The organism is Pseudooceanicola pacificus, assembly GCF_009789075.1.
Lineage (GTDB): Bacteria > Pseudomonadota > Alphaproteobacteria > Rhodobacterales > Rhodobacteraceae > Pseudooceanicola > Pseudooceanicola pacificus.
The window spans coordinates 253,092-278,983 of sequence record NZ_WNXQ01000004.1; the positions used below are offsets into that span (position 1 = coordinate 253,092).

Below are 25,892 nucleotides of genomic sequence, written 5' to 3' on the forward strand. Positions count from 1 at the left end.
CATGGACGACGGGCCGCGTCATGCGGCCGCCACCCTGTGAATCGCCACGGTTCATCTCATTGGGCGTGGACTAGGTCCGCCACATTTCGAACGCCTGAGGCAACGGCACGACCCGCCGCCCCGGACCGGACTTCGCTGCAAGGTCCGCTGTCATGGGCCCCGGGCGATCAGTCCCGAAACAGGTAGATCGGCGAGGTCCAGGCCTGGTTCCCATCCTCGAGATTGACGCAAAGCCAGACCGGCGTATCGCCGGCCTCACCAATATCGACCTCGGCCTCGAAGGTGGCGGAACGGGGCAGCGGACCGTCGGGCAGACGCTGCCCCACCAGTTTGCGCGCCAGGCCACCGGCGTCCAGCGTCACCGGCTCCACACCCATGTCAGCGGGGTTCAGGGACAATGTTCCGTGGTTGGTGGTGACGTCCAGCGTCGCGCCCGTCCCGCTGAGCCACATGTCGCAGCCCATCCGGTTGCCGGTTGTGATCGTGTCGAAGATCGCGCTGTTGGAGCCGACCTGTCGCAGAGGCTGTTCGGGGTTGAGCAGATTGACGGGCGAAAAGCGACGGATCCTGCCATCCGCGACCTGTACCCGCCCCTGCCAGCGCGTGTTGCGCCCGCGGCCACGGTACTCGGCACCCGACCACATCAGGCGGAGGCGGCTGCCAAGGTCCTCTTCCCCGTAGCCGCGCCAGAGCGTGACCACATCGCTGGCGCGGCGCAGCTCGATGCTCTCGATCCCGACCGGCGCCTCGACCGCAACCGAAACCCGGGCGGTGTTGCCCGTGACCCGGACGATATCCCCCATGATGCAGGAGGTGACCTCTTCGGTTGCGCAATCGGGCTGCGCCAGCGGGTTGCGGTGGAACAGCGTGCCGCCCCCGGGCAGCGCGGCGGTGATGTCGATCGCCAGCCGCGGGCCGGAGGTTCCGTAGGTATGGCGGCGGCGGATCGCCTCGAACACGCTGTCGCGGGTGTTCTCCTGCATCAGAAAACAGGTCAGCCCGCCGTAGGCCCCAAAGAAGGAGGCGCCGGGATAGGACGCACCGGGCCGTCCCTTGTGACCGTCCGAATTCGCCACCACACCGACACGGCGGCGCAGCGGGAAGCCGTCGGTCAGCACCCATTCAAAACTGCCCCAGGCGGAATGAACCTCGACCGCGGCTTCCAGCTTGGGGTCGTGGTCAAAGAAGATGTTGGCGTAGCGGCCACCGACATGGGCGTACATCACGGTATCGACCGGCTCGTCATGCAGTTTCGCATAAAGGTCGGTCAGCGTATGGGCATCGCTATCCAGATCGTCATGCTCGTCCACCAGGGCGTGCGAGCAGCGGTAGATGCGGGCCCCTTCGTCGCGGAAGAACACGTTGTGATCGCCACCCACGGCGGTGTTGCCGGACCATTCGTAGCCAGGCAGGACGGTGAAGACACCGGGCTCGTTCAGCTCTGCGGTCAGCCGGTTCAGCTTGTCCCAGAAGGCGGGCTTGATCTGGAAATCGTTGGCCTGATGAGAGGTCACGTCAAGGAAGGACTTGTTCCGCGCGAAGTCAAAGTAATGCTCGATGGAGTTGGTGCCGACCGTCTCTCCGGTCTGGCCGTGCAGGTCGCCCCAGTAGTGGGCCTGACCTTCGCGGATCTGCAGCGGTCCGGCCTCAACGACATGCCCTTCGGTCGATGTCAGCGTCAAGGTCAGCACGCCCTCTTCCGCCACGCTCAGGCCCTCGATACGCAGCGCGCCATTGTCAGGCGCAAAGTCGATCTCGGCCGGGAGACCGGCCACCGGGACAGAGCTTTCGACGGCGAAGCGCGTCGGCCCCTGCGCTGTCGGATTGCCCCAGAGGTCTTCGGCCTTGAGGCCCATAACGAAACTCTCGCCGGGGCGGCGGCGCGTCGGCAGCACGCCCAGATAGCGGTGCAGCGGCCCTGCCTCCACCGTGAATTCCAGCCGCGTGTCCGGCAGCGGGATGAAGTTGCCGGTGGCCTGAACGTCAGCCAGCACGCGGAACACCCGCGCGCCTTCGTAGAAGGTCGACATCAACAGCCCCGGCGAACCCTGGGACGTGTCGCCAAGTGTGATCTCGATTGTCTCGCCCGGCTTCAGGTAGCCACCGCGCTGATAGATCGTCAGCGTCTCGTTCCAGGGGCGCTGACCGCCATTGCGGTCGTACTTGAGCATAAGCTGCCCTTCGCCCGAAGATCTCACGCTGACATAATTGGGCGCCGTGGGGTCGGTGGTCTGCAATGCTCCCGCATCCGAGATCAGCCGCAGCGCAATCCGGATTGCGCCGGTGTCATCCAGGCCCAGCTTGCCGGTGACATAGGTGATCTTGAACGTCTGATAGCTGCGCACTTCGACGCGCGCAGGTCCCTCCAACATGGCGGTGCCGAACAGGGCCGGATCGGTGCCGGGGATGGTCTTCAGCCGGGACTCGCCGATCAGATCGGGGTCAACATCGCTTTTGACGGTCATGGGAACTCCTGGGGCTTCGTGGCTGCTTGCAGTTAAACTACATAGTATTTTCCCAAGACATCCACTGGATTCTGCAACACGGGCCGATTCGCGACCTTCTGGCGCCAAAATCAACGTGGCCTTGCTGGAATAGACAGCACAGCAGGCCCACGATTTCCGTGAATCCGCGTTTTCTTGGCCCGACATTCGCAAAAAGGTTGCCGGATGGGCATCACACCTTGCAAAACTATAGAGATATTAATTCCACCAACAGGAGCTCACATGCTGACGAAGTTCATCCGGGCAACCTGCGCCGTTTTCGCGCTTGTACTGCCGGGGGCCGTTCAGGCCGCCGATTTCCCCGCCAAACCCATCACGATGATCGTCCCCTACCAGGCTGGCGGATCCATCGAAACAATGGGACGCGTCTTTGCCGAAGAGATGGGCGGCGCCCTCGGGACCAAGATCATCCTGAAAACCCAGCCCGGCGCAGGCGGAAAGATCGGCACCACGGCGGCCTCGAAGGCTGCCGCCGACGGCTACACCATCCTTTTCGCACCGGACCTGACCGTCATGTGGCCGCCCATTGCGGAAGAGGTCGAATACAGTCTGGACAGCTTTGACCCGATCGCCACCGTGGCCGAAACGCAGATGGCCATCGTCGCGTCGAAGAAATCCGGGTTCAAAACTCTCAACGACCTGATCGCGGCGTCCCAGGGCGACTCGCTCAGCTATGCCGACCAGAACGCGATTTCACGTGCCTACATCAACTTCATCGCCAAGAAGGAAGGGCTCGACTGGATCGCCGTGCCGACCAAGGGCGGCGGCGAGATGGTGCCCTTCCTGCTGGGCGGCAAGGTGGATTTCGCCTGGTCGGGCGGCGCACATAACCGCTATCTGGACGACATGGTCGTTTTGCTGGGCATGACGTCCGAACCGCTTCTGGCGTCGCCCGACGTGCCGCTGATGAAGGACGTCTACGGTGTCTCGATGCCGGCAGGCGCATCCATCTGGGCACCGGCCGGCCTGCCGGAGGACGTCCGCGCAGCGCTCACCGAGGCCGCCGTCACTGCCGCCAAATCCGACGCCTTCGTCGACTTGCTGGTCAACAAACTGAGCTTTCCGACGGCAGAGCTTACCGGTGATGACCTCGATGCGGCGCTGTCCGAAGTCGATGCCAACCTGCGCACCGTCTTCGAGAGCACCAAATAATGAGCGACGCCGCACAGCTTGATCGGGACGCCTCAGGGCGTCTCGATTTCCTCGTCGGTCTCGTCGCGCTGGTCGCGGCGGGTCTGGCACTGGTCTGGGTGATCCCCGCCCAGGTCGAGATGCCGGCGCAGACCGATCAGCTGTCGCCGCGATTCTTCCCGAACCTGTCGGCCCTCGTCGTCGCGGTCTTCGCGCTGGCCCTGATGGTCCGGAACAGGCACTGGATTTTCGTCCGACCCCGCCACGACGGATTTCGTATCCTGCTGGAGACAGCCTGCTGGGCGGTCTGGGCCACGGCGACCATGGTTCTGCTGACACGTTTCGGGTTCGTCGTCGCCGGCAGCCTGTCGACATTCGCCGCCATGATCCTGGCGGGACAGCGCCGCCATCTGATCTGGTGCGCCCTCGGGTCGGCCACGCTGGCCTACGGCCTGGATCAGCTTGCCTGGCACGCCTTCTACATTCAGCTTCCCTGAGGGAACGGCCATGATCGATACTGTTCTGAGCGCCTTCACCCTCGCGCTGGACCCAATCAACCTGTTGTTCATCGCCTTGGGCATCATGCTGGGCATTATCATCGGCGTTCTGCCGGGTCTGGGCAGCGTGACGGCAATGGCGGTGCTGATCCCGTTGACCTATTACATGTCCCCCCTGGCCGCGATTGCCTTCCTCGTCGGTGTCAACAAGGGCGGGACATCGGGCGGCGCGATCCCGGCCATCCTCATGAACTCTCCCGGCTCGCCCGAGGCGGCGGCCACCGCATGGGACGGCTATCCGATGGCCCAAAAAGGGCAGGCGTTCCGGGCGATGAAATTCGCTCTGTTCTCTTCGGTGACCGGCGACACCATCTCGGATATCCTGCTGATTGTCCTGGTTGTCCCCTTTGCCGCCTTTGCGTTGCAGTTCGGGCCGGTGGAATATACCGCCGTCCTGCTGTTCTCCTTTGCCCTGATCGCGGGGATCGCCGGGGACAGCCCGCTGAAAAGCGGCATGGCGATCTTTATCGGCATCTTCCTGTCGACTGTCGGGCTTGATCCCGTCTCCTCCACCCCGCGCTTCACCTTCGGCACGATCGCGCTCTACGATGGATTCTCGCTTGCCGCGCTGGCCATCGGCACCCTGGCGCTCGGCTCGGTCGTCATGCAGATCTCGGATCTGTCGACCGGGCGGGCCAGGGACGACTTCGGCGCGAACCAGGCCGACACGCCCGAGGGCCGCCGTCTGCCCGCGCGAGAGTTCTTTTCGTACTGGCGCACCCTGATCCGGGGCGCCCTGACCGGCTCCCTCGTCGGAATGTTGCCGGGGCTGGGCGTGACGCTGGCCTCGTTCCTGTCCTATTCCGCTGCGCGCCGCGCTTCGAAGAACGGCCACAACTTCGGCAAGGGCGAGCCCGAAGGCATCATTGCCACCGAAAGCGCGAACAGTGCCGTGGTCGGATCGAACCTGATCCCGACCATCGCGCTCGGCATTCCGGGCAACATTGCCGCCGCACTGCTCATCGGGGCACTGACCATCCACGGCGTGGTGCCGGGCCCCTTCATGCTGCAGATGCACGGAGACCTGATTTACGGGCTTTTTGCCTCGATGATCATCGCCAACGTCATCCATCTGGTCATCGGACGCGCCGGTCTTTCCCTCTGGGCGCAGTTCGCCCGCGTGCCGCGCCGGCTGATCCTGCCGCCGGTGCTGATGTTCTGCATCTTCGGCATTTTCCTGCCCTCCCAGTCGGTTTGGGACGTCGGCGTTGTCATGGCCTTCGCCGGTATCGGCATGCTGATGACCCGTGTGGGGGTCTCGGTGGTTTGCCTTGTCATTGGCTTCCTGTTGGGCAGTATGTTCGAAACCTCGCTTCGCCAGGCACTCCTGCTTTACCGCGCGGATGGCTTGGCCGTCCTGGCAAGCCCGATTGCAGCCGTGTTCCTGATCCTGACGGTGTGGGTCGTGGTCCGGGCAGCGCAGCGCGCCCGGAAGCAGCCATCGCAACAGGACGCCGCCGCATGACGGAACAGACCGACAAGACCAAGGAGCATCCGGGGCCATCCGCGCCCGACCTCTGCGACACGCTGCTTGCGCGCATGGCGGTCGAGCGCGCGAACAACCCGCGTGAAACCAAGCGGTCGGCGCTGCGTCAGGCGTTCCTGTCAGTCTTTCGTGACCAGCTTGTCGGCCCCGGCGACCGTCTGCCGTCCGAGTCGGAGTTGGCACAGCGCCTGTCGGTGTCCCTGGGAACCGTGCAAAGCGCGCTTGGCCAGCTTCAGGACAGCGGGCTGATCGTGCGCCGCCGTGGCGACGGGACCCGGGTCGCGGATGCCGACACGATGAGCCCGCAGATCTGGCATTTCCGCTTTCGCGTCGCAAAGACAAATCGGTCCCTGCGCATCACCGACACCAAGGTGGAAATCCTGCGCACCAACGAAACCGGATCGTGGAGCACGCATCTGGGTGAAGGCGACCACACCCTGATCCGGCGCCGCATTTCGGGGGACGGCGTCAAGCTGGGCGCCGAGATGTACCTGCCGCCGGATCTGTTCCAGATCGACGATATCGAGTTGAGCGAACTGCAGGGCGTGAATCTTCGGACCTACCTCGAAGCTCAGCTTGGCCAGCGCGCGCGACTGGTGACAACCCAGGTGTCCTTTGTGGTGCTGCCTCTGCGTCAGGCCGCCATGTTCGACATGCGCCCCGATTCCACGGCGTTCAAGGTCGAGGCTCGGACCGTGCTGGCCGATGGCCGCCCATTCTATCATCAGACCATCTATGCCCATGCCGACGACGTCGTGCTGGAATTCTGATGGCGCGGCAGGCGCTGGCGGCCGTCAGAACGACATTTCCAGCCGCACCATGTCGCCGCGGTACGTGACCAGGCCGGAATAGAGCAGGTCGCCCCCGGGTGTCGTCAGGGTCCGTTCCAGACATCCGACCGGCGCATTCAGCGGAATGCCCAGCAGGCGCGAGACCTCCTGATCCGCTGAATCCAGCGTCAGGGTCTGCTGCCGCACCAGCGACTCGGCTTCGGGATAAAGCCTGCGTAGCAACGGCAGGACCATTCGGTCCCTGAAGCCGTCGGGATCCAGATCGAACACCCGGCGCGCAAGGCGGATGTCGACGATGGCATAGGGCATGTCCCCGCGGCTGTGCAGCCGCTTCATCCAGACGCAATCGCCCTGTCCCGGAAACTGGGCAGCGGCGTCGAAATCCAGCAACCGCGCGTCGCGGTCCGACTGGTCGATCGGGCTGGGCATGGATTGCCAGTCAACCTGAAGGTTCAGCCTTTCGCGTCGGCGCGCGTCCTCAGCCACGAAGGTGCCGACACCGTGGCGCGAGACCAGAAGCCCCTCGCCCCGCAGATCGGCCACCGCCTGGCGTATCGTGATCAGGGAGACTCCGAAATCCGTCGCGAGGCTTTGCAGGCTGCCCAGCTTGTGCCCGGCGGGCCAGGCGCCGGAGAGAATTTTCTGGCGGAAGAGTTCGGCAATCTCGAGATAGAGCTTGCCCTTCGTCCTGAGTTCAAAGTCCATCGCCATCCCCTGGGCTTCCCTTCCCCTAACGCCCCCGACCCCTGCTGACCAGCATGGCCGGGAATTTCCCGGTGGATTTGAAGTGCGGCCTTTCAACCGGTCCACACCCATGTCATATAGAGTGCATAATCATATAATGACTAGAGTCGGAATCGATCTCCTTGCATTCCGTACCCTGCCCAACCCCGGAGCACCGGACGATGACAGACACCCCCCTTGAGCGCCGTCCGCGCGGCGCCTGCCTTGCCCGGCTTGCCATTCTTGCGGACACCCATATCCGCCTGCCCGAGGATCTGCCGCGCGCCCAGTGGACCGCCAACAAGCTGGCCAACGACCGCAGCCTGCGCGCGCTGGAACAGATCGCCGCTGCCAGGCCCGACTGCGTGTTGCACATGGGGGATGTCGTCAATCCCGTCCCCTCGGACCCGTCCTACCCCGCGGTCAGCCGCTTTGCCGCAGGGTTGATGGCGCCTTACGGTTTCGAGATCCAGGTCGCCCCCGGCAATCACGACGTGGGGGACAAGCTGGCGTTCGTGACCCCGGCCCACGGCATCTCGGAAGACAGCGTTGCCCTGTTCGAGAAACTGGTGCGTCCGAACTGGTCCGCCTTCGACGTGGGCCCGGTGCGCACCCTGATCATCAACGCCTCGCTGATCGGATCGGGCCTGCCGCAGGAAGCGGCGCAATGGGAATGGCTTGAGGGCGAGCTGGCGGCCAGTTCCGACCGCCGTCTGTTTCTTGCGACCCACTACCCGGTCTTCATGTCCCGCCCCGACGAAGGCTCGCTTTACGACAACATCGAGCCGGACGGCCGCGCCCGGCTTCTGGCCCTGTTGAAACACCACGCGGTCGAGGCCGTTTTCGCGGGCCATGTGCATAATTTCTTCCACCACATCCTGGGGCCGACGGAATTTCACGTGCTGCCCTCTCCCTCCTTCGTCAGGCAGGATTATGCAGAGCTTGCACCGGTCGCTCCGGACACGGCCGGCGGCATGGAAGGCGGGCGCAACGACACGGCCAAACTGGGCTGGGCCATGGTCGAGATCTTCGAACAGGGTCATGTCGTGCACATTCACCGCAGCGAGCAGCCGCAGGACGCGGGGCAGACCAGACCGGCCCGCAATGCCCCGAAATTCCATCCCGAAGGGCAGCCCGGCGTTCACCTGCGCCATGCCTGGGCGGAACCGGACACCATCCCCCTGAACGGCCCGATCGAGCCCTTCACGCGCCGCAGACAGCGCAACGACTATCCGCTGCTCGCCCTGCAGGAGATGGGTGCGCGCGACGTGCACATCCCCCTCTCCGATCTGGACGATCCGCTTTATCTGCAACGCGTTATCGACCTTGGCTCGCTGGGATTCCGCTTCACCTGTTTCAGCCTTGGGGTTCCTGCGCCTGCATTGGCCGAAAAAGCGACCGCCCTGCCCTGCGTATCGGCGTTGGAGGTCATCCTGCCGTGGCGCACCATCGCCGACTTCACCGCACCGCTCGCCGACCTGCGCGAGGTCTGGGACAGGACCCTGACGGTCGCCTGCACCGTCTCTGCCTCGGACCATCGCGAGGGCGGGTCCGAGACCAGCTATCAGGTCGCCTTCGGCTTCGACCACTCCGAATTCGACCTGCTGACGCAGTTCCATGAACAGACCGGCGCCGCATTGAACCTCGGCTACAGTTTCCGGCTGGGCGAGTCCCAGGATGTTCTGTCCCACGGGCGGGACATCGCGGGTTTCGCCGAACGGCTGCAGCTGCCGGCCTTTATGCACGTCACCTTGGGCGGCAATCATCCCGGCCAGATCCAGCGGAGCGAGGCACAGGTCACCGCCCGCGTGGTGGAAGCCGCCGTGCTGGCAAAGACCACCGGGCTCAAGGTGTTTCTTGATCGGTTCACGGATACCGACCGATCCTATTTTCCGGGGTTCGGTCTCTGCGACCGTCTTTGGAACCCACGCCTTCCGGGGCGCGCGCTGGCGGCCGTCACCCGTCTTCTGGCAGACCAACCGGCGGCAGAGCTCCTCTCCACCGACCGGATCGGGACGGCCCGCGTTTGTCGCCTGTCTCTGGGCGACCGGATCGTGGAATTTGCCCTGCCTTCCGATGGCGACATGCCCGACGGCTTTGCCCCCCTGGTCGCCGATGCGCCGGGCCTGCCCGGCTGGCGCGGGCTCGACACACCTGCCGAAATCACGTCGCTGGAAGCAACCAAATGACCCATATCCTTCACCGCAGCACCCGCGAAACCTTTGAAACCGCCCTGTCCGGCGAGGGCAGCTGGCTGACCCTGAAGGCCGGGGGCCGCGTTCTGGACGCCGCCGGCGGGGCCGCCGTCACCTGCATTGGCCACGGCAACAGGCGTGTCGCCTCCGCCCTCGCGGAACAGGCGACGCGGCTCACCTATGTCCACACGGCGTTCTTCACCTCCGAACCGGCCGAGGCGCTGGCGGACCTGCTGACCGACGATGGCCATTTCGCCCGCGCCTTCCTGGTCTCTTCCGGGTCCGAGGCCATGGAAAGCGCGCTGAAGATGGCGCTGCAATACCATGTCGAATGCGGCGCACCGGAGCGGACCCGTTTCATCGCCCGCAGGCAGAGCTATCACGGCAACACCTTTGGCGCGCTCTCGGTCAGCGGCCATACAGGCCGCCGTTCGATTTACGAGCCGGTGCTGTGGGACACGGTCAGCCATGTCTCGCCCTGTTTTCCCTATCACGAACAGGGCACGCAGGAAGACGATGACGCCTATGTCGCGCGGCTCGCCCAGGAACTGGAGGACGAGATTGTCCGCGTTGGTCCCAACACCGTCGCCGCCTTTGTCGCCGAGACCATCGTCGGCGCGACATCTGGCTGCGCGACGGCGTCGCCCGGCTATTTTGCCGCCATGCGTGCCGTCTGCGACCGTCACGGTGTCCTGATGATCGGGGACGAGATCATGTGCGGCATGGGCCGTTCGGGCAAGCGCCACGCCTGGGAATACGAAAACTACCGGCCCGACATCCAGACGGTCGCCAAAGGGCTGGGCGGCGGTTACGTCCCGATCGGCGCCATGCTGATCAACGACCGGGTGCACGACGCGCTGGCCGCCGGCTCGGGCGCCTTCGTGCACGGGCATACCTATCAGGCCCACCCGCTGGCAGCGCGCGGTGCGCTGGAAGTGCAGCGCATCATCCGCGAGGAAAAACTGGTCGAGCGGGTCGCGACCAATGCCGACCCCCTGCGCACCCGGCTGGTCGAGGCGCTCGGCAACCGTCACAGCGTGGGCGACATTCGCGGCCGCGGTTATTTCCTGGGCGTAGAATTTCTGGCCGATCCGGAGGCCCGCATCCCTTACAGCAGTGAGGCAGGATTTTCGGCACGGCTGAAGGCCGCCGCCCTGTCCGAGGGGCTGGCGCTCTATCCCAACGGCGGCACCATCGACGGCAGGACCGGTGACCACGTCATCGTCGCCCCGCCCTTCAACGCGACCGAGGATGAGCTCGACTATATCGCCGAGAAACTGTCGGTCGCCGTCGCAAAGGTCGAAGCCGCCGTTCAGGCCTGAGGCGGTGCCGGTTTGGTTGATTTGTCAACCAAACCGTGACATCAACAGGCTGAGGTTTAGCCCATAAGGGATGTGCGATGTCCAAGCCCCTGTTTCCAAGCCGCCGGACATCCGGAAACCTTCTGTTCCGCTTTGCCGTCATCTCGGATACCCATCTGCGCCTCCCGCAGGACGGCCACCTGACACCGTGGAAAAGCCAGGCAAAAGGTGTCGAACGGGCGGAAAAGGCACTGATGCAGATCGGCAAGGTCAGGCCCGACTTCCTGATCCACCTGGGCGACATGGTTCAGCCCGTACCGCACATACCCAGCTATGCCGAAACGGCGGCCTTCGCCCGGCAGCTGTTCGACGCGCAGCCCTACCCGGTGCATTACGTCGCCGGCAACCACGACGCGGGGGACAAGATCACCCCCGTCACCCCGGCGCATGCCACTGACGCGCATTCGATTGCAGCCTATGGAGCGGCCTTTGGGGACGGATATTATGCCTTCGACCACGGGCCGTGCCGCTTTGTCGTGTTGAACACCACGCTGATCGGGTCCGGCTTGCCGGAAGAGAGCGCCCAGATGGAATGGCTCGAAGCGGACCTTAGGGCCAATGCGGGCAAACGTCTGTTCTTCAACATCCATTACCCGATCTTTGTCGGGACGGCGGATGAACCGTCCTATTACGACAATGTCGAAGAGCCGGGCCGCACCCGCCTGCTGGCGCTGCTGACGGAACACGCGGCCGAGGCGGTCTTTGCCGGTCATGTCCATACCCCCTTTTTTCACGGCATCGGGTCCACCGATTTCTATTCGATGATCTCGACGTGTTTTGTCCGGCACGACTACGCCGAGATGTTCCACACCACCCCGGCAGAGGAATTCGGTCGCAACGACGAACCCAAGCTCGGCTGGGCCGAGGTGGAGGTCTACGAACAGGGGCATTCCGTCACCTATCGCCGGATGATGACCGCGGACGCCCTGGCCCCGGCCCTCAGCGTGCGGGCCGGGCGCAGCGCCAGTCTGGGTGTTCAGCTTCGGACCGCCTGGGCCGACCTCAACCCGATCTCGATCAACGGGCCAGTGGACGAATTTGTCCGCCGCCGTGTCCGCAACGACTATGTTCTACTGGCTTTGTGGGAAACCGGCCTGCGCGATCTGCGGGTCCCGTTGGACGACATCGCGGACGACGCGACATTCGAGCGGCTTTGCTGGCTGGTCTCGATCGGGCATCGCCTGACCTGTTACACCACCCGGACCGACCCGCCGGAGGCGACGCTGGCCGGGCGACTGTCCCACCTCGACGCGCGTACCGAGCTGATTGTCGAATGGCTCCGCATTGAGACGCTGAAACCCGCCATCGCCGCCTTCCGCGCCTCTGTCCCGGGAGAGGTCGCGCTGGCCTGTACCGTCAGCGCCTCGGACCACCGCAAGGATCGCTATACCGGCGGATATGTCCCGATGTCCTTCGGGTTCGACCCCTCGGAAACCGACATGCTGCTGCAATTCCATGCCGACTTCGGGGCACGGCACGACCTCGCCTATGCTTTCCGTTTCGGACCGGAGGTTTCGGCCATCGACGGGGGCGAAAGCATCGCGGCTTTCGCCCGCCGCACCGGCACCCGCGCCACGGTGAACCTGGTCCAGATCGGCCCGGATCCCGCGGCGATGCCGGAGCGCGAAGCCGATGTGATCTGGCGGCTCTGCGAAGGCCAGCTGGCAGGCGCCGCGCATCCGGACATCGTGTTTCACTGCGACACGCTGATCGATCAGGACCGTGGCTACTTCCCGCGCAAGGGCCTCTATGACCGCCGCCTCAATCCCGGGCCGCAGGGCCACGCGGTGCGCAAACTCGCCCTGTGGCTGAATGCGCGCGGGGCCCCGTCGGATTTCGAAAAGACGACGGATGGCCTGGCCTTCACAATCGACGGCGCCCCCTGCAGGCTCATCCGCGCAGGGGATCGCATCGTCGTCGCGGATTCGAACGGGACAACGGCGCTTGCCGGATAGCCGTGACTCATGCTGCGCACAGAAAAACGGTGCATCCCGACCCCGGGATCAGTGCCGGGACTATGCGTGCGGTTGAACGGGTAGCTCTGTCTTGCGGCGCGTAAGAATGTCGGACGACACAAGATAAGACGACGCGACATGGCTGCATACCAGTCTGCGGGTCAAATCAACATCCAAGTCGAGTATCGCGTCGGCGATCTGACGATGCTCGCTACGAGAGGACGCCAGCCGCCTGCTGTCCTCTCGAAAGTTGGCTGTTCTCCAGGCGAAAGTCCGCATGCTTAGCTCGTCCAGCGTCGCGGCAAGTGTCATGTTTCGGGCGCCTAGCTTGATTGCCTCGTGAAACTGCCTGTTGATGTCGCTGTATGTCGTCGGGTCGTCGCAGGCATCGCCGCTCTCGACAATCGCCATAAGCTGGCGGCGTTCGATTTCACTCATGCGTTTGGCTGCAAGTGCGGCGAGAGCGCTCTCTATCTCGCCGGTGGCCTCGAACAGTTCCGCAAGATCTTCAGGTGTCATCTCGCGCACGAAGTAGGCCCGTCTGGTGCCACGCTCGGCAAGGCCTGCCTGGGCCAGCCTGTGCAGTGCCTCCCTCACCGGGGTACGGGATACACCGAATTTCTCAGCTAGCGAGTGTTCGACAAGTGGTTCGCCCGGGGCCAGCTGGCCGGCCATGATCGTCTCTATCAGGCTCTCGAAGATGCAATCTGCTGCACGAATAATCATCAGTCAACCGGTCCAGTCGTTCTGTGCCCTTTTAGCTTCCTTTTGTATACATGTCATTGCAAGCTTCAACCACATGATCCCGAACAACTGGGAGGGTTCGGTCGAAAAATGCCTCAAAACCGGCGTGAGGTGGGCGAACTGGGGGAAACCCAGCGTAAGTATTAGTCGGTCGAAACCAACAAGGGAGGAGACAATGACAACATGGAAACCCAAAAATGGAACCGATCGACCACAAAAAAGTTCTTGCCGAACGTCTTTCTGCGCGTTTCGGACGTAGAACAGTTCTCAAAGGCCTTGGTGCAGGACTTCTGACAGCCGCAACGACCGGTGCACCTTCTCTTGTGCGCGCACAGCAAAGCGGTCACATCAAGATTGCGTCCATCAAGGTCATTGATACGCTGGATCCCCACTTCACCGGCTTTCTGTCTTCCATTCAGATCATCAACAATATCCATAACGGTCTTCTCAAGATCGCATACGATGGCAAGAACGTCACCTTCGAGCCCGACCTGGCGGAAAGCTGGGATATCGAGGACGACAAAGTTCACGTCTTCAAGCTGCGCGACGGCGTGAAATTCCACGATGGGACACCCTGTGATGCAGAAGCCGTCAAATTCTCTCTGCTGCGCGTCAAAGAAGGCGAACCCAAGTCTCCGCACGCGTGGAAACTGGCCCTGCTGGAGAATATCGAGATCGTCGACCCGCTGACGATAAAGCTAACATTCTCGCAGCCTTACGCCTTCCTGCCTGTCGCCTTGAACGGCTCGACCGGGCGTGCGGGCACAATCGTCAGCCCCGCTGCCGTACAGAAATACGGCGCCGACTATGGCCGCAATCCCGTTGGGACCGGGCCATTCAAGTTTGTGTCCTGGAAAGAAAACGATGCGATCGAACTCGAAGCAAACCCCGATTACTTCGAACCCGGTCTGCCAAAGCTTGAGCGCGCCACCTTTGTTCTGATGAACGAGGCGTCGACTGCGCTTGCGGCATTGTTCTCCGGCCAGATTGACGGCATGACCGATTGCCCCATGCAGCTTGTCGATCAGGTCGAAGCATTCCCGAAGGCAACCCTCTACGGTGAAATTGAGGGCAATTACACGTTTGTCGGAATGAATTGCAAACGCAGCCCGTTTGACGACATCAACCTGCGCCGTGCCGTTGCCTGGGCCCTTGATCGCGACACGATCGTGAAACAAGCCTACTTTGGGCGGGCGCAAAAGGCGTATACGCCGATTTCCCCGCCGATGACCGAATTCTTTGATCCCGACATCGCGACAAGCGGCCGTGGCCAGTGGTTCGATCTGGAAAAGGCCAAATCCTACCGTGCGAAAGCGGCCAACCAGGGCGAAATCGAAGCCGTGTACATGATGGCGGAACGCGGACCTGTCGGCACCCGTGTCGCCCAAACTGTGGCTCCGATGCTGGCCGAAATCGGGATCAAGGCGAAACTGGAACTTGTAGAGCCCGCAACCTGGGTGAAGCGCCGCAACGCATCCGACTTTGATTTCTATGACTTCGAATGGGTTGCAGATCTCGACCCCGACGAAACGCTGTATCCGGAATTCAAATCAGACGGGGCATGGAACTTCGGCGGTTGGGTGAACACCGACTTTGATGACCTTTGCGCGCAAGCCCAGGTCGAGCTGGATCCGGCCGCGCGGCGCGCCTTGTACTACAAGGCCGAAGATCTTCTGATGGATGAAGCCGGCATTGCCGTCATGGCCCACATGCCGATCTACAAAGTGTTCTCGACCAAAGTCGAGGGCTTCCAGTACATCCCGGCCGACCTTGTGAACCTGCACACCGTGAGTATCGGCTAATGCTCTTCAAGGCACTGGGGAAAATCGCACAGACATGTGTTGTCCTGTTCGTCGTGTCGGTCGCCAGCTTCGGACTTCTGAAGCTGGCTCCGGGCGATCCAATTCAGATCATGCTCGGGTCGGAATACTCTCAGGAGAGCTACGATTCCTTGAGGTCTGAACTGGGGCTGGATCAACCATTCCTCGTTCAATACGCGGATTGGGCGATCCAGTTTGTACAGGGCAACTGGGGCACATCCTATGTCGCACGCGCAGAGATTTTCACCTATGCCTTCAAGGAGGCGTTGCCTGTCACGCTGACCCTCGCCTCCTTTTCCCTTGTCTTTGCAATTCTCGTCGGTGTTCCCCTGGGCGTGCTGTCGGCCATCAAGAAGGATACGATCTTTGACGCCGGATCGGCTGTACTTGCCCTGACAGGGACGGCATTTCCCTCGTTTCTCTTGGGTATCCTGCTGATCTGGTTTTTCGCGGTGAAGCTGCAGCTCTTTCCCGTGATGGGCTATGTTTCCCCGTGGGAGAACTTCTGGCTCGGCATTTACCACATGATCCTGCCTGGCCTGACGCTTTCGACCTACTTCATCGCGATGATCACCCGCCTGACCCGCGCGACGCTGATCGAAGTGTTGGAGCAACCCTATATCGCTGCGGCCCGCGCTCGCGGCGAACCCAATTGGCGTGTGGTCTGGGTGCATGGTGTCCGCAACATCGCCATGCCGCTGGTTACGATCCTGGGCCTGCAACTGGGCGTGCTGTTGCAGGGGACCGTTCTGACAGAAACGGTGTTCAACCTTCCCGGTGTCGGGCAGATGCTGACTTCGGCTGTTCTTGGGCGCGAATACCTTGTGGTCCAGGCTGGCGTCATGATGACGGCCGTCTTGTTCATCGGCGTCAACCTGCTGGTCGATTTGTCCTATCCCTTCCTCGATCCGCGACTGAGGACCAGCAAATGAGCGTCCAAATGACCAAAGGTGTCGCGGCTGCGCCAATTGCAGCGACCCCTTCGCCCTCTGCAAAATCCCGTCGATCCGTTTTCATCCGGCGGCCTTTCTTTACCGCGGCCCTGCTTGTCGCGGTGGCTTATGTGCTCGCTGCCATCTTCGCGCCCCATGTCGCCCCGTTCGATCCGGTAAAGCAGGATTTCAACGTGATGATGAAAGCGCCCTCTGTGGTGCATTGGATGGGGACGGACAGCTACGGCCAGGACATCCTGTCGCGTGTCATATTCGGTGCACGATATGCGCTCATCATCGGCATCTTCTCTGTCATGATCGGCGCGGTTGGCGGCCTCGTCATCGGGCTGGCCGCCGGTCTTTCCGGTGGATGGGCCGAATGGGGCCTGATGCGCCTGATCGACGCCATCCTTGCATTGCCCTCGCTGATCCTTGCCGTCGCATTCATCGCGATCCTTGGTCAGGGCGTGGACAAAGTGGTCATCGCGGTAGGGCTTTCGATGATCGGGCCCTTTGCGCGCACGGTACGCAGTGACGTGATGCAGGTGCGTGTGCAGCTTTTCATCGAGGCTGCTCAGCTGATGTCCATTTCCTACCTGCGCGTGGTTGTTCGCCATGTCCTGCCGAACGTGATTTTCCCGCTCGCCGTGCAGGTCACGATACGTGTGTCAGAGGCAATTCTGGTTTCCTCGTCCCTCTCGTTTCTGGGTATCGGCGTGACGCCCCCGACGCCTGACTGGGGCCTCATGATCTCTGAGGGGCGCGATTTTGTCAGCTTTGCACCCTGGATGTCAGCAATGCCCGGTTTCGCTCTGGCCCTGCTGCTGATCGCCCTGTCGATTGTCGGCGACGGGGTACGCGAAGAGTTTGACCCCAAACTGGGGAAAGAGTCATGAACGACACGGCCCTATATCATGTCCTGTCGATCAAGGATCTGACTGTCTTTCGGGGGGCGGCCAAGATCCTGGATCGCGTCACACTTGCACTTGCACAGGGTGAAACTCTGGCCTTGGTCGGGGAAAGTGGAGCCGGGAAATCGACCATCGCCACCGCGATCATGCGCTTGCTTGAAAATGCGAGGGTCACGGGGAGCGCCACCCTGGCTGGCGAAGGCGACCTTCTAACCCTGTCAGAACGGAAAATGGTGAAGCTTCGCGGCCGCCGTCTGGCAATGATTTTCCAGGACGCGGGGACTGCGCTCAACCCTTCATACACTGTCGGACGACAGCTGAGCACGACCCTGCAACGCATTCACGGGCTGTCAAAGTCAGACGCCCGGAAACAAGCGATAGACCTGTTCACCTCTGTCGGCATCAACGACCCGGAAGGCCGGATGTCCGCCTTTCCTCACCAGCTGTCAGGGGGCATGCAGCAGCGTGTCATGGTGGCGATCGCATTGGCAGGCAGCCCTGATCTGCTTTTGGCCGACGAGCCGACCTCGGCTCTGGATGTCACGATCCAGGCGCAGATTGTTCGGCTGATCCTGAAGCTGACCCGTGAACGCGGCGCAAGTTGTGTCTTTGTCTTGCACGACCTGGCCCTTGCGAGTCAGGCCTGCGACAGGATCGCGGTGCTGTATGCGGGGCAAGTTGTCGAAAGTGGCCCGGCGCGCGATGTGCTCGAACGCCATCGCCACCCATATACCAAGCAGCTCAAATCCTGTGTGCTGGAAATTGGCGCCAAAGACCTGGTGGCACCCGAAGGCACCGTGCCATCCCACGATCAGATGCCGAATGGCTGCCGGTTTTGCACGCGCTGCCCACGCGCGGTGGCGCGGTGCGCAGATGAAACGCCCCCTCTCGTGCCAGCGCGGCCGACCGCGACAGGCCCCCTTGACCACCATATCGCATGTTGGAACCCGGAATGATCGTGCAAACCTTGTCCGAAACCAAGGCGCCCGTCACCGAGCAGCCCATCTTTGAATTGATCGAGGTTGAGCAGGTGTTCGAGGTCCCCAAACCCGGGCGATCCCTTTTCAGTCGAGAAACGGTCGGGCTGCGTGCCCTGGACGGGGTTCGGCTCAATATTCGCAAAGGCACATCCCTTGCAGTCGTCGGCGAAAGCGGGTCGGGCAAGTCTACCCTGCTTCGGGTGCTGTTGGGGCTGGACAGGCCGACCGGAGGGCGCGCGCTGTACCGCAGCAAACCAATTCTGGAAGGACGGGCGACCGGTGTCGAATTCGCGCGCGATGTTGCGATGGTCTATCAGGATGCCCGCGGATCGCTCGACCCGCGCATGACGATTGGCGCGCTCATCGCCGAGCCGCTGCGGCATTTCAAGATCGTGCCGCGTCAGGACGAGGCCGCGCGCGTGTCGCAACTGCTTGATCGTGTGGGGCTGCCTGCTGACGCTGCCGATCGGTATCCCTCGGGGTTGTCAGGAGGACAGGTGCGACGCGTTGCCATCGCGCGGGCTCTGGCTTCGGAACCCTCGGTCCTCGTTGCCGATGAAGCTGTTTCAGGGCTCGACGTATCGACGCAGGCGCAGCTGCTGATCTTGCTGCGGTCATTGCAGCGGGACATGGGCCTGACACTCATCTTCATTACGCACGATCTTGGCGTTGCGAGCTTTCTGTGTGAGGAAATCGCCATCATGTACCTTGGCCGCATCGTCGAAACGGGTCCGACCGATGCGGTTCTCGATGCGCCGTCTCATCCTTACTCCGCAGCCCTTCGTGCGGCAGCTCCGCAGTTCTTCGAACCGCTTTCAGAGCCATTGTCAGGTGAAATCCCAAGCCCCCTCAACCTGCCGGCGGGATGCCGTTTTTCCACACGCTGCCCGAAGGTGCAGGACAATTGCCGCCTGAAGGATCCGCAGTTGGGCAAGCTCGGCCCCCGGCGCGCTGTCGCTTGTCTGCACCCTTTGGAGCAGCAGTAACCCTTCCCTCTTCCCATGATGCCGGATCATCGCGAGCCCATGCCCGGCGGTGCCAACTACAGGAAACCCTTGATGTTTGACTTCTTCTCTGCCCGCCGCCCCAGCACGCTGGCGTCTTCAGCGATGATCGCAACCTCCCATCCGCTATCGACCTCAGCTGGCCATGAAATTCTGACCAAAGGGGGAAATGCGGTAGATGCGGCGATTGCCTCGGTGGCGGTGCAATGCGTCGTCGACCCCTTGATGACCGGAATAGGTGGAGACTGCTTCGCGCTCTATGCGCCAAAAGGCGGCAAAGTGAAGGCACTTAATGGATCCGGGCGCGCCCCGGCCGCCGCAACGGTCGCCGCGCTGAAGAATGCGGGTCTTACGGATGAGATCCCCCAGACAAGTCCGCATTCGGTCACGATTCCGGGCGCCATTTCGGGGTGGTGCCTGCTCCACAAGGATCATGGGTCGCTCCCGATGGAGCACCTGTTTGAGCGCGCCATCGCTTACGCCGAAAACGGCTACCCTGTGACACCTCGCGTTGCGATGGATTGGGCTGCCAACGCGCATATTGTTGCAGGCGATGAACATGCGGCAAGACTGTTTCTGCCCAATGGAAAAGCGCCCGAGGCAGGTGAAAAGCACGCCCAGCCCCTGCTGGCTGCACGCCTGCGCGACATTTCAAAAAAGGGTGCGGCAGGATTTTACGAAGGAGAGGTGGCAGCTGTAATGGCAGCCCATCTGCAATCTCTTGGCGGTTTGCACACCGAGTCGGATTTTCATGAAGGTCGGGATCAGGCGCATTGGGTTGAACCGATTTCCGCGCGCTACGGCGATCATGACGTCTATGAATGCCCCCCGAACGGCCAAGGCCTGGCGGCCCTGTTGATTCTGCGCATCTTGTCGCGCTTTGACATGGGCAAGGGCCTGTCCGACGCCGACCGCATCCACCTGCACGCCGAGGCGACAAAGCTTGGATACCATCACCGCGATGCATTGATCGCAGACCCTGCGCACTGTCCCGATGTGGTTGAAACACTTCTGTCGGATGAAGTCGTCGACGCATTGGCCTCGCGGATCGACATGCGCCGCGCCTTGCCACCCACGCTTTGGGATGAGCCCGAGCACAAAGATACGATCTATCTGAGCGTGGTTGATGCACAGGGAAATGCACTGTCTTTCATCAATTCAATCTTCCACGGCTTTGGTTCCACTCGTCTGGACCCGACCACAGGTGTTCTTTTCCATTCGCGAGGTGCGTCCTTCAGGCTTATTGAAGGTCATCCCAACGCCATCGCGCCGCGCAAACGCCCCATGCATACGATCATTCCCGGAATGCTTTGCAAGGATGGCGTGGCGGTCATGCCCTTCGGAGTGATGGGCGGGCACTATCAGGCCGCGGGCCACGCAGCCTTTTTGTCTGGCGTGCTGGACCTGGGAATGGACATACAGGAAGCCATGGATGCACCGCGCAGCTTTGCGCATGACGGTGTGTTGGATATTGAACCGAGTGTCGCCTTGGAAGTGCGCGAGGATCTGACTGCGCGTGGGCATGTGCTGGCCGTACAGAAATCCCCGATCGGCGGTAGCCAGGCAATCCACATCAGCCCCGAAACAGGCTTGCTGTCGGGTGGCAGCGACTCCAGAAAAGACGGGATGGCGTTGGGATTTTAACGGCATTCCTTCCGATTGCAGGGGCTCAGAGCGCGAAGGCACCGAGGTCTTTCGGCATCTGGGCCCCGAATTGCCCCCATTCTGACATCTCCGGTACGGCTCATTGACGGCCTGGACGATCTCCAGGCGGCCATTGCCCGGCGTTCGACGCAGCATCTGATCTGGGACCCGACTCTCCCGCAAAGGAGCCGTTGCATTGGGGTCAGAACCCCGGCCGCAGGCCGAGATCACGACGCCCTCCTCCGTTCATCGCGCAAGTTTGCGACAATGCCGCCGAGAGTCAGGATTGGCGTCGGGATCGCCACTCTTTCATCAGATCGGTGCGGCGTTTTGACATCCTGTCCTGCAGCAGTTCGCGGCCCTGTATCCGGTCCGTTCTAAAGTGGCGGAAGCCGCGACTTGCCTCGCACCAGCCGACAAGGACTCGTCCGCTGGAAAAGTAGCCGATGGCTATCGGCCAGATGATCCGTTCCGAAACCGTCTGGTCCGGCTTTTGATAGATGATCCGCAGCTTTCGTTCGCGCCGGATGGCATCCCGAAGGTCGCTCAGGTCTTCCTCGGCGAGCCTGTCCGAAGGCCCCTCGCCAATTCCAAAGGGTATTGCCGAGGCCGCGTCCAGCGCCGCCTCTGGCACCACGCGTTCGACTTTGGCGAGCACCTGCTTCGACGCCTGCGAGAGTGGCCTGTCGCCGAAGCCCGAAACCCACTTCATTCCCAGCATGAGGGCCAGCATCTCTTCTTCGGAAAACATCAGGGGTGGCAGAAAGAAGCCCTTGTTCAAGACATAGCCGACGCCCGGCGAGCCCTCGATATCCGCGCCTTCCGCCTGAAGCGTGGCGATGTCCCGGTAGAGAGTTCGGATGCTTGTCCCCAGTTCCCGCGCAAGTTCGTGGCCGCTGACCGGCGTTCGGGACTGCCGGAGAATCTGAAGCAGGTTGAGGAGCCGGGCGGTTCGCATGACATGCGGGATACTGCCATTTTCTGTCACAGGCAACGATTAGGACGGAGTGGTCACCAACCAAAGAGTTTACACCATGATGACTCCGAACCTGATCATCCTCTACGTTTCAGACCCGCTGGAAAGCGCGAGGTTCTACGAAAAAATCCTTGGAAAACCTGCCAAGGGCTTTCCGACTTACCAATGTTTCGAGTTTGACGGCGGCTTCATTCTCGGCCTCTGGTCGACGAGCGCCAGAAACTTCGTGTCCGGTGGCAACGGGCACAGATCGGAACTGGCCTTTCAGGTGAAGTCCGACGACATTGTCCGGCACCTCTACAGCACATGGAAGGCCGACGGCGTCGAGATCGAGCAGGACCTGGCAGAAGCGGTCTTTGGGCTCACCTTCGTCGCACTGGATCCGGATGGCCATCGCATCCGCGTGAACCTGCCCGACGACTAAGAGACGCCGGATGGCACCTGGTGCCGTCCGGCCCTCACGGCCAGTCGGCGAACCCGCGGCGCAGCTTCTGGATTTCCTCGCTGTTGGCGCGGGAGATCACCGCCCGGTAGGTGCCCGGCGCCATGGCCGTCCGTCGCTTGAAGAAGTGGCTGAACCGCGAGGCATCCACAAAGCCAAGGTCGTCGGCGATCTTCTTCAAGGGATGGCCGGAATTTTCCAGCCGGGCCTTCGCTTCGGCGGTCAGCCGTTCATGCACCAGTTCGGCCGGGGTCCGGCCCGTCTCGCGCTTGCATATGCGGTGCAGGCGGTCGTATTCGACACCCAGACGATCGGCGTATGTCGCGATCTGCCAATGCTCCCGGTAATGCAGTTCGACGAGGTGACGGAACTCCCGAAGGGTGTTCGTGGTCTCGGTCTTGGCGCTGGTCACGTCCGGGCTGTGCACCCTGAGGGCCGCGATCAGCAGCAGCCTGAGGAAGGCCGAGAGCGACATCTGCGACCGGCGCTCGGGCGACTCCAGCTCGTGTTCGAACCAGTCGAACAGCGTTTCGATCTGCGGCACGTCCGGCGCGATGGACAGCCGGGCGCGGAAGGGGCTTTCAACCAGCATCCGAAGGTGAACGGACTCGGACCGGGCGCCGATGGCGTCCATGAGGATGCTGTCGCTGAGACCAAGCAGCCGCGCGGCGGACCCGGCCCTGAGCGTCAGATCGGGTCGCTCGACCCCCGGCCAGAACGCCAGCGCGGGGCCGGTCAGCTCCGATCTGCCCTCTCCGACAATCAGGCTGCCCTGATGCAGGAAAAGCAACGTGCCGAACCCCTCAGGGATTCGCCGCCGCAGAACCCGATCGTGCAGCGCCTCGCGCTCGTCCTGAAGGGTCACATAGTCGCTTGGCATGACTGAATCCAATTTTCCGACAAGTAATGCCCATTTTTGAACATTCTATGCCAATTTTTCGAGAGCTACAAGAACAGCACGGAGGACGGGTTTCGGCCCGAACATGTATGACACCACAGCTTGCCCCAAAAAGATCGGCCACGGATCAAGTGGTTGTGCGCCGCAACCCGGCGACCGGAGAGATCGTGAGCCAGGAGCCCGCCCACGATCTGGCGGCCTGCCGGCGCTTCACGGCGCGCGCCGCCGCGGCCTTTCCGTCGTGGTCTTCGGCTCCGGTTGCTGTGCGCTCCGAGGCCCTGATCAGGATCGCGTCCGAAATCGAAACCATGCGCGACAAGTTCCGCCGCGCCATGATCGAAGAGATCGGAGCCCCGGCGGCCTGGGCCGACCATAACGTGACCTTTGCGGCCCATCTCCTGCGATATGTCGCGGAGGCGGCGCAGGACCTTGGGAAACTGCATCCGATCGGATCGGAACAAGGTTGCGAGAGCTGGGCCGAACGGGTGCCTTGCGGGGTCTGCCTGGGGATCGCGCCGTGGAACGCGCCGCTGATCCTTGGCGTGCGGGCCTTCGCCGTGCCGATTGCCTGCGGCAACACCGTTCTTCTCAAGGGCAACGAAATCGCGCCCCGGACATATCGCCTGATCGGCGAGGCCGTCGCCGGTGCCGGTCTGCCCCGGGATGTGGTTCAGGTGTTCCTCTGCCCGGCGGAAGACAGCGAAAGCATCGTCGACGCGCTGATCGAGAACCCTGTGGTGCGCCGGGTGAATTTCACCGGCTCCACGCGGGTCGGGCGGCGCATTGCCAACCTGTGCGCGCGACACCTCAAGCGCCCGCTTCTGGAACTGGGCGGGCAGGCCCCGATGGTGGTGCTTGAAGATGCCGATCTGGACGCCGCCGCAGAGGCCGCTGTGCGCGGCGCCTATCTGAACCAGGGTCAGATCTGCATGTCGACCGAGCGGCTGATCGTGGCCGAAGCTGTCGCAGACGACCTCATCGCCAGGCTGGAGGCAAAGCGCGCCGCCCTTGTGGTTGGCGATCCCGCCTTGCCCAGCACCGACCTGGGGCCGGTCGTTGGCATCGAGGCGGCCGATCGTCTGGCAGGTCTTGTCGGTGATGCAATGTCCCAGGGGGCGCGGTTGATCGGGGGTGGCGGAACCCGAGACGCCTTCTTCGAGCCGACCCTGATCGACGGCGTCGAACCCGGCATGCGGCTGTACATGGAAGAAGTCTTTGGGCCGATCCTGTCGGTGACCCGCGTGGCCTCGGACCACGAGGCGGTCACCGTCGCCAATGACAGCGAATACGGGCTCTCTGCGGCCGTATTCTCGCAGGATCCGGACCGGGCGAAACGCATCGCGCGCCAGATCCATTCCGGCATCTGCCACATCAACGGCTGCACCGTGGACGACGATCCGCGCGCGCCGTTCGGCGGCGTCAAATCCAGCGGATACGGGCGCTTCGGCGGGAGCTGGAGTTTCGAGGAGTTCACGGAACTTCGCTGGATCACCAGCACACACGACCCCTGAACAATCAGGGACAGAGGGAGGACGCAGAGACATGACAGACAAGATAACCAGACGCGGGATACTGGCCGGCGCGGGCGCGGTTCTGGGCAGCTTTGCCCTGGGGCGAAGCGCAGCCCTGGCGCAGTCCGGCGAGACACTGAAGATCGGCTTCGTCAGCCCCGTCTCGGGCCCGCTTGCCGGGTTCGGGCAGACTGACGGCTATGTGCTGCAGCAGGCCCGCGCGGCCCTTGCCAAGGGCGTCACGATCAACGGCACCGGCTATTCCGTGGAGATCCTGGATCGCGACACCCAATCCGATCCGGCCCGCGCGGGGCAACTGGCGCGAGAGCTGATCAATTCAGGCGGCGTCGACCTGATGATCGCGGTCTCGACACCTGAAACGATCAATCCGGTCTCCGACGCCTGCGAAGCGGCGGGCGTGCCCTGCATATCGACTGTCATGCCGTGGGAGGCCTGGTATTTCGGCCGCGGGGCCAAACCGGGCGAGGAGAGCCCGTTCAAATACGGCTTTCACTTCGGTTTCGGCGTCGATGAATTCTTTCGAGCCTATGTCAGCCAGTGGGAGTTGATCGGAACCAACCGGAAGGTCGGTGTCATGTATCCCAACGATGCCGACGGCAACGCCGTGCGGGCCATCCTGGCACCCAGGCTTGAAGCGGCGGGCTATACCATCGTCGATCCCGGAGCCTATGAGACCGGCACCTCGGACTATTCCCGGCAGATCCGGATGTTCCGCGACGAAGGTGTCGAGATCTTCAACACCTTCCCGATCCCGCCCGATTTCGCGGCCTTCTGGCGCCAGGCGGCGCAACAGGGGCTGCACCGTCAGATCAAGATCGTGCAGGTCGCCAAAACCGGGTTGTTCCCCTCCGATGTCGAGGCACTTGGCGGTCTGGGCGACAATATCGCCTCGGCAGCCTACTGGCATCGCGATTTCCCCTATGTCTCTCCCGCAACCGGCCTGACCGGCGCAGAGCTTTGCGATGGCTACGAGGCCGCAACCGGACGGCAGTGGACGCAACAGCTTGGCGCGAGCCTGTCGGCCATCGACGTCGGCATGGCGGCGCTTTCTGCCGTGGCGAACCCCAAGGACAGAGAGGCCATCGCCGCCGCCCTTCCGGGGCTGAAGGCCGAAAGCATCGCGGGTCCTGTCGATTTCTCCTCCGGTCCGGTCAGGAACGTGGCGCATGGGCCGATCATCGGCACGCAATGGCAGAGGAACGGCAACCGCTTCGACTATGTGATCACCGAGAACGCCACCGATACGAATGTGCCGGTGACCGGCACGCTCCGGCCCTATAACTAAGGGCCGCTTGAGATGACGCCC

21 protein-coding genes are annotated in these 25,892 nt (G+C 62.7%); 16 read left to right on the top strand and 5 right to left on the bottom strand.

Features of this window, described 5'->3' with window-relative positions:
• Positions 1 to 167: 167 nt before the first annotated feature.
• Positions 168 to 2,465 carry a DUF3604 domain-containing protein gene (locus GLS40_RS09315; RefSeq protein ID WP_160382485.1) on the bottom strand — a complete coding sequence of 766 codons (2,298 nt, stop codon included), beginning with the start codon at positions 2,463 to 2,465 and terminating at the stop codon, positions 168 to 170.
• Positions 2,466 to 2,726: 261 nt separating this feature from the next.
• Between GLS40_RS09315 and GLS40_RS09320 the strand changes: the two genes are divergently transcribed.
• From GLS40_RS09320 to GLS40_RS09335, 4 genes are read left to right on the top strand one after another with little or no spacing between them, the layout of a single operon-like run.
• Positions 2,727 to 3,656, top strand: a complete 930-nt coding sequence (locus GLS40_RS09320; RefSeq protein WP_160382486.1) for a tripartite tricarboxylate transporter substrate binding protein — start codon at positions 2,727 to 2,729, stop codon at positions 3,654 to 3,656.
• Complete coding sequence (locus GLS40_RS09325) at positions 3,656 to 4,132, top strand: tripartite tricarboxylate transporter TctB family protein (protein WP_160382487.1); 477 nt, start codon at positions 3,656 to 3,658, stop codon at positions 4,130 to 4,132. Before GLS40_RS09320 ends, GLS40_RS09325 begins: the two co-directional genes overlap by 1 nt.
• Positions 4,133 to 4,142: 10 nt before the next feature.
• Positions 4,143 to 5,657: a tripartite tricarboxylate transporter permease gene (locus tag GLS40_RS09330; RefSeq protein ID WP_160382488.1), complete on the top strand. Its 1,515-nt coding sequence runs from the start codon at positions 4,143 to 4,145 to the stop codon at positions 5,655 to 5,657.
• Complete coding sequence (locus tag GLS40_RS09335; RefSeq protein ID WP_160382489.1) at positions 5,654 to 6,448, top strand: GntR family transcriptional regulator; 795 nt, start codon at positions 5,654 to 5,656, stop codon at positions 6,446 to 6,448. Before GLS40_RS09330 ends, GLS40_RS09335 begins: the two co-directional genes overlap by 4 nt.
• Positions 6,449 to 6,472: 24 nt before the next feature.
• Here the strand turns inward: GLS40_RS09335 and GLS40_RS09340 are convergent, their stop codons facing one another.
• Positions 6,473 to 7,174 (bottom strand): GntR family transcriptional regulator, encoded by a 702-nt coding sequence (locus tag GLS40_RS09340; protein WP_160382490.1) that lies wholly within the window; start codon positions 7,172 to 7,174, stop codon positions 6,473 to 6,475.
• Between the two features lie 200 nt (positions 7,175 to 7,374).
• Here GLS40_RS09340 and GLS40_RS09345 point away from each other — a divergent pair, with 200 nt between their 5' ends.
• The 3 genes from GLS40_RS09345 to GLS40_RS09355 all read left to right on the top strand — a co-directional run bounded on the left by GLS40_RS09345 (position 7,375) and on the right by GLS40_RS09355 (position 12,703).
• A complete protein-coding gene (locus GLS40_RS09345) occupies positions 7,375 to 9,381 on the top strand; it encodes a metallophosphoesterase family protein (RefSeq protein ID WP_160382491.1) in 2,007 nt (668 codons plus the stop codon).
• Complete coding sequence (locus tag GLS40_RS09350) at positions 9,378 to 10,709, top strand: aspartate aminotransferase family protein (protein ID WP_160382492.1); 1,332 nt, start codon at positions 9,378 to 9,380, stop codon at positions 10,707 to 10,709. Before GLS40_RS09345 ends, GLS40_RS09350 begins: the two co-directional genes overlap by 4 nt.
• Before the next feature lie 77 nt (positions 10,710 to 10,786).
• Positions 10,787 to 12,703, top strand: coding sequence for a metallophosphoesterase family protein (locus GLS40_RS09355; RefSeq protein ID WP_160382493.1), 1,917 nt, complete (start codon positions 10,787 to 10,789; stop codon positions 12,701 to 12,703).
• Between the two features lie 60 nt (positions 12,704 to 12,763).
• On the opposite strand, the gene GLS40_RS09360 is transcribed toward GLS40_RS09355, so the two are convergent.
• Positions 12,764 to 13,429: a GntR family transcriptional regulator gene (locus GLS40_RS09360; protein WP_160382494.1), complete on the bottom strand. Its 666-nt coding sequence runs from the start codon at positions 13,427 to 13,429 to the stop codon at positions 12,764 to 12,766.
• A 215-nt stretch (positions 13,430 to 13,644) separates the two neighbouring features.
• On the opposite strand from GLS40_RS09360, the gene GLS40_RS09365 reads away from it, so the two are divergent.
• From GLS40_RS09365 to ggt, 6 genes are all read left to right on the top strand, one after another.
• Positions 13,645 to 15,249: an ABC transporter substrate-binding protein gene (locus GLS40_RS09365; protein WP_160382495.1), complete on the top strand. Its 1,605-nt coding sequence runs from the start codon at positions 13,645 to 13,647 to the stop codon at positions 15,247 to 15,249.
• Complete coding sequence (locus tag GLS40_RS09370) at positions 15,249 to 16,199, top strand: ABC transporter permease (protein ID WP_160382496.1); 951 nt, start codon at positions 15,249 to 15,251, stop codon at positions 16,197 to 16,199. Before GLS40_RS09365 ends, GLS40_RS09370 begins: the two co-directional genes overlap by 1 nt.
• Before the next feature lie 8 nt (positions 16,200 to 16,207).
• Positions 16,208 to 17,095 (top strand): ABC transporter permease, encoded by an 888-nt coding sequence (locus tag GLS40_RS09375; protein ID WP_235905844.1) that lies wholly within the window; start codon positions 16,208 to 16,210, stop codon positions 17,093 to 17,095.
• The gene (locus GLS40_RS09380; RefSeq protein WP_160382498.1) at positions 17,092 to 18,066 is read left to right on the top strand and encodes an ABC transporter ATP-binding protein; all 975 of its coding nucleotides are present in this window, start codon (positions 17,092 to 17,094) and stop codon (positions 18,064 to 18,066) included. Before GLS40_RS09375 ends, GLS40_RS09380 begins: the two co-directional genes overlap by 4 nt.
• Positions 18,063 to 19,076 (top strand): oligopeptide/dipeptide ABC transporter ATP-binding protein, encoded by a 1,014-nt coding sequence (locus tag GLS40_RS09385; RefSeq protein WP_160382499.1) that lies wholly within the window; start codon positions 18,063 to 18,065, stop codon positions 19,074 to 19,076. The genes GLS40_RS09380 and GLS40_RS09385 overlap by 4 nt, the downstream gene beginning before the upstream one ends.
• 72 nt (positions 19,077 to 19,148) lie before the next feature.
• Positions 19,149 to 20,738, top strand: a complete 1,590-nt coding sequence (ggt, locus tag GLS40_RS09390; RefSeq protein ID WP_160382500.1) for a gamma-glutamyltransferase — start codon at positions 19,149 to 19,151, stop codon at positions 20,736 to 20,738.
• Between the two features lie 280 nt (positions 20,739 to 21,018).
• Here the strand turns inward: ggt and GLS40_RS09395 are convergent, their stop codons facing one another.
• Positions 21,019 to 21,696, bottom strand: coding sequence for a helix-turn-helix transcriptional regulator (locus tag GLS40_RS09395; protein ID WP_160382501.1), 678 nt, complete (start codon positions 21,694 to 21,696; stop codon positions 21,019 to 21,021).
• 76 nt (positions 21,697 to 21,772) lie between these two features.
• Between GLS40_RS09395 and GLS40_RS09400 the strand changes: the two genes are divergently transcribed.
• Complete coding sequence (locus GLS40_RS09400) at positions 21,773 to 22,138, top strand: VOC family protein (RefSeq protein WP_160382502.1); 366 nt, start codon at positions 21,773 to 21,775, stop codon at positions 22,136 to 22,138.
• Positions 22,139 to 22,172: 34 nt separating this feature from the next.
• On the opposite strand, the gene GLS40_RS09405 is transcribed toward GLS40_RS09400, so the two are convergent.
• Positions 22,173 to 23,036 carry an AraC family transcriptional regulator gene (locus tag GLS40_RS09405; protein WP_160382503.1) on the bottom strand — a complete coding sequence of 288 codons (864 nt, stop codon included), beginning with the start codon at positions 23,034 to 23,036 and terminating at the stop codon, positions 22,173 to 22,175.
• Between the two features lie 107 nt (positions 23,037 to 23,143).
• Between GLS40_RS09405 and GLS40_RS09410 the strand changes: the two genes are divergently transcribed.
• Positions 23,144 to 24,565, top strand: coding sequence for an aldehyde dehydrogenase family protein (locus GLS40_RS09410; protein ID WP_160382504.1), 1,422 nt, complete (start codon positions 23,144 to 23,146; stop codon positions 24,563 to 24,565).
• A 31-nt stretch (positions 24,566 to 24,596) separates the two neighbouring features.
• The gene (locus GLS40_RS09415) at positions 24,597 to 25,871 is read left to right on the top strand and encodes an ABC transporter substrate-binding protein (RefSeq protein WP_160382505.1); all 1,275 of its coding nucleotides are present in this window, start codon (positions 24,597 to 24,599) and stop codon (positions 25,869 to 25,871) included.
• The last annotated feature ends 21 nt before the right edge of the window (positions 25,872 to 25,892 follow it).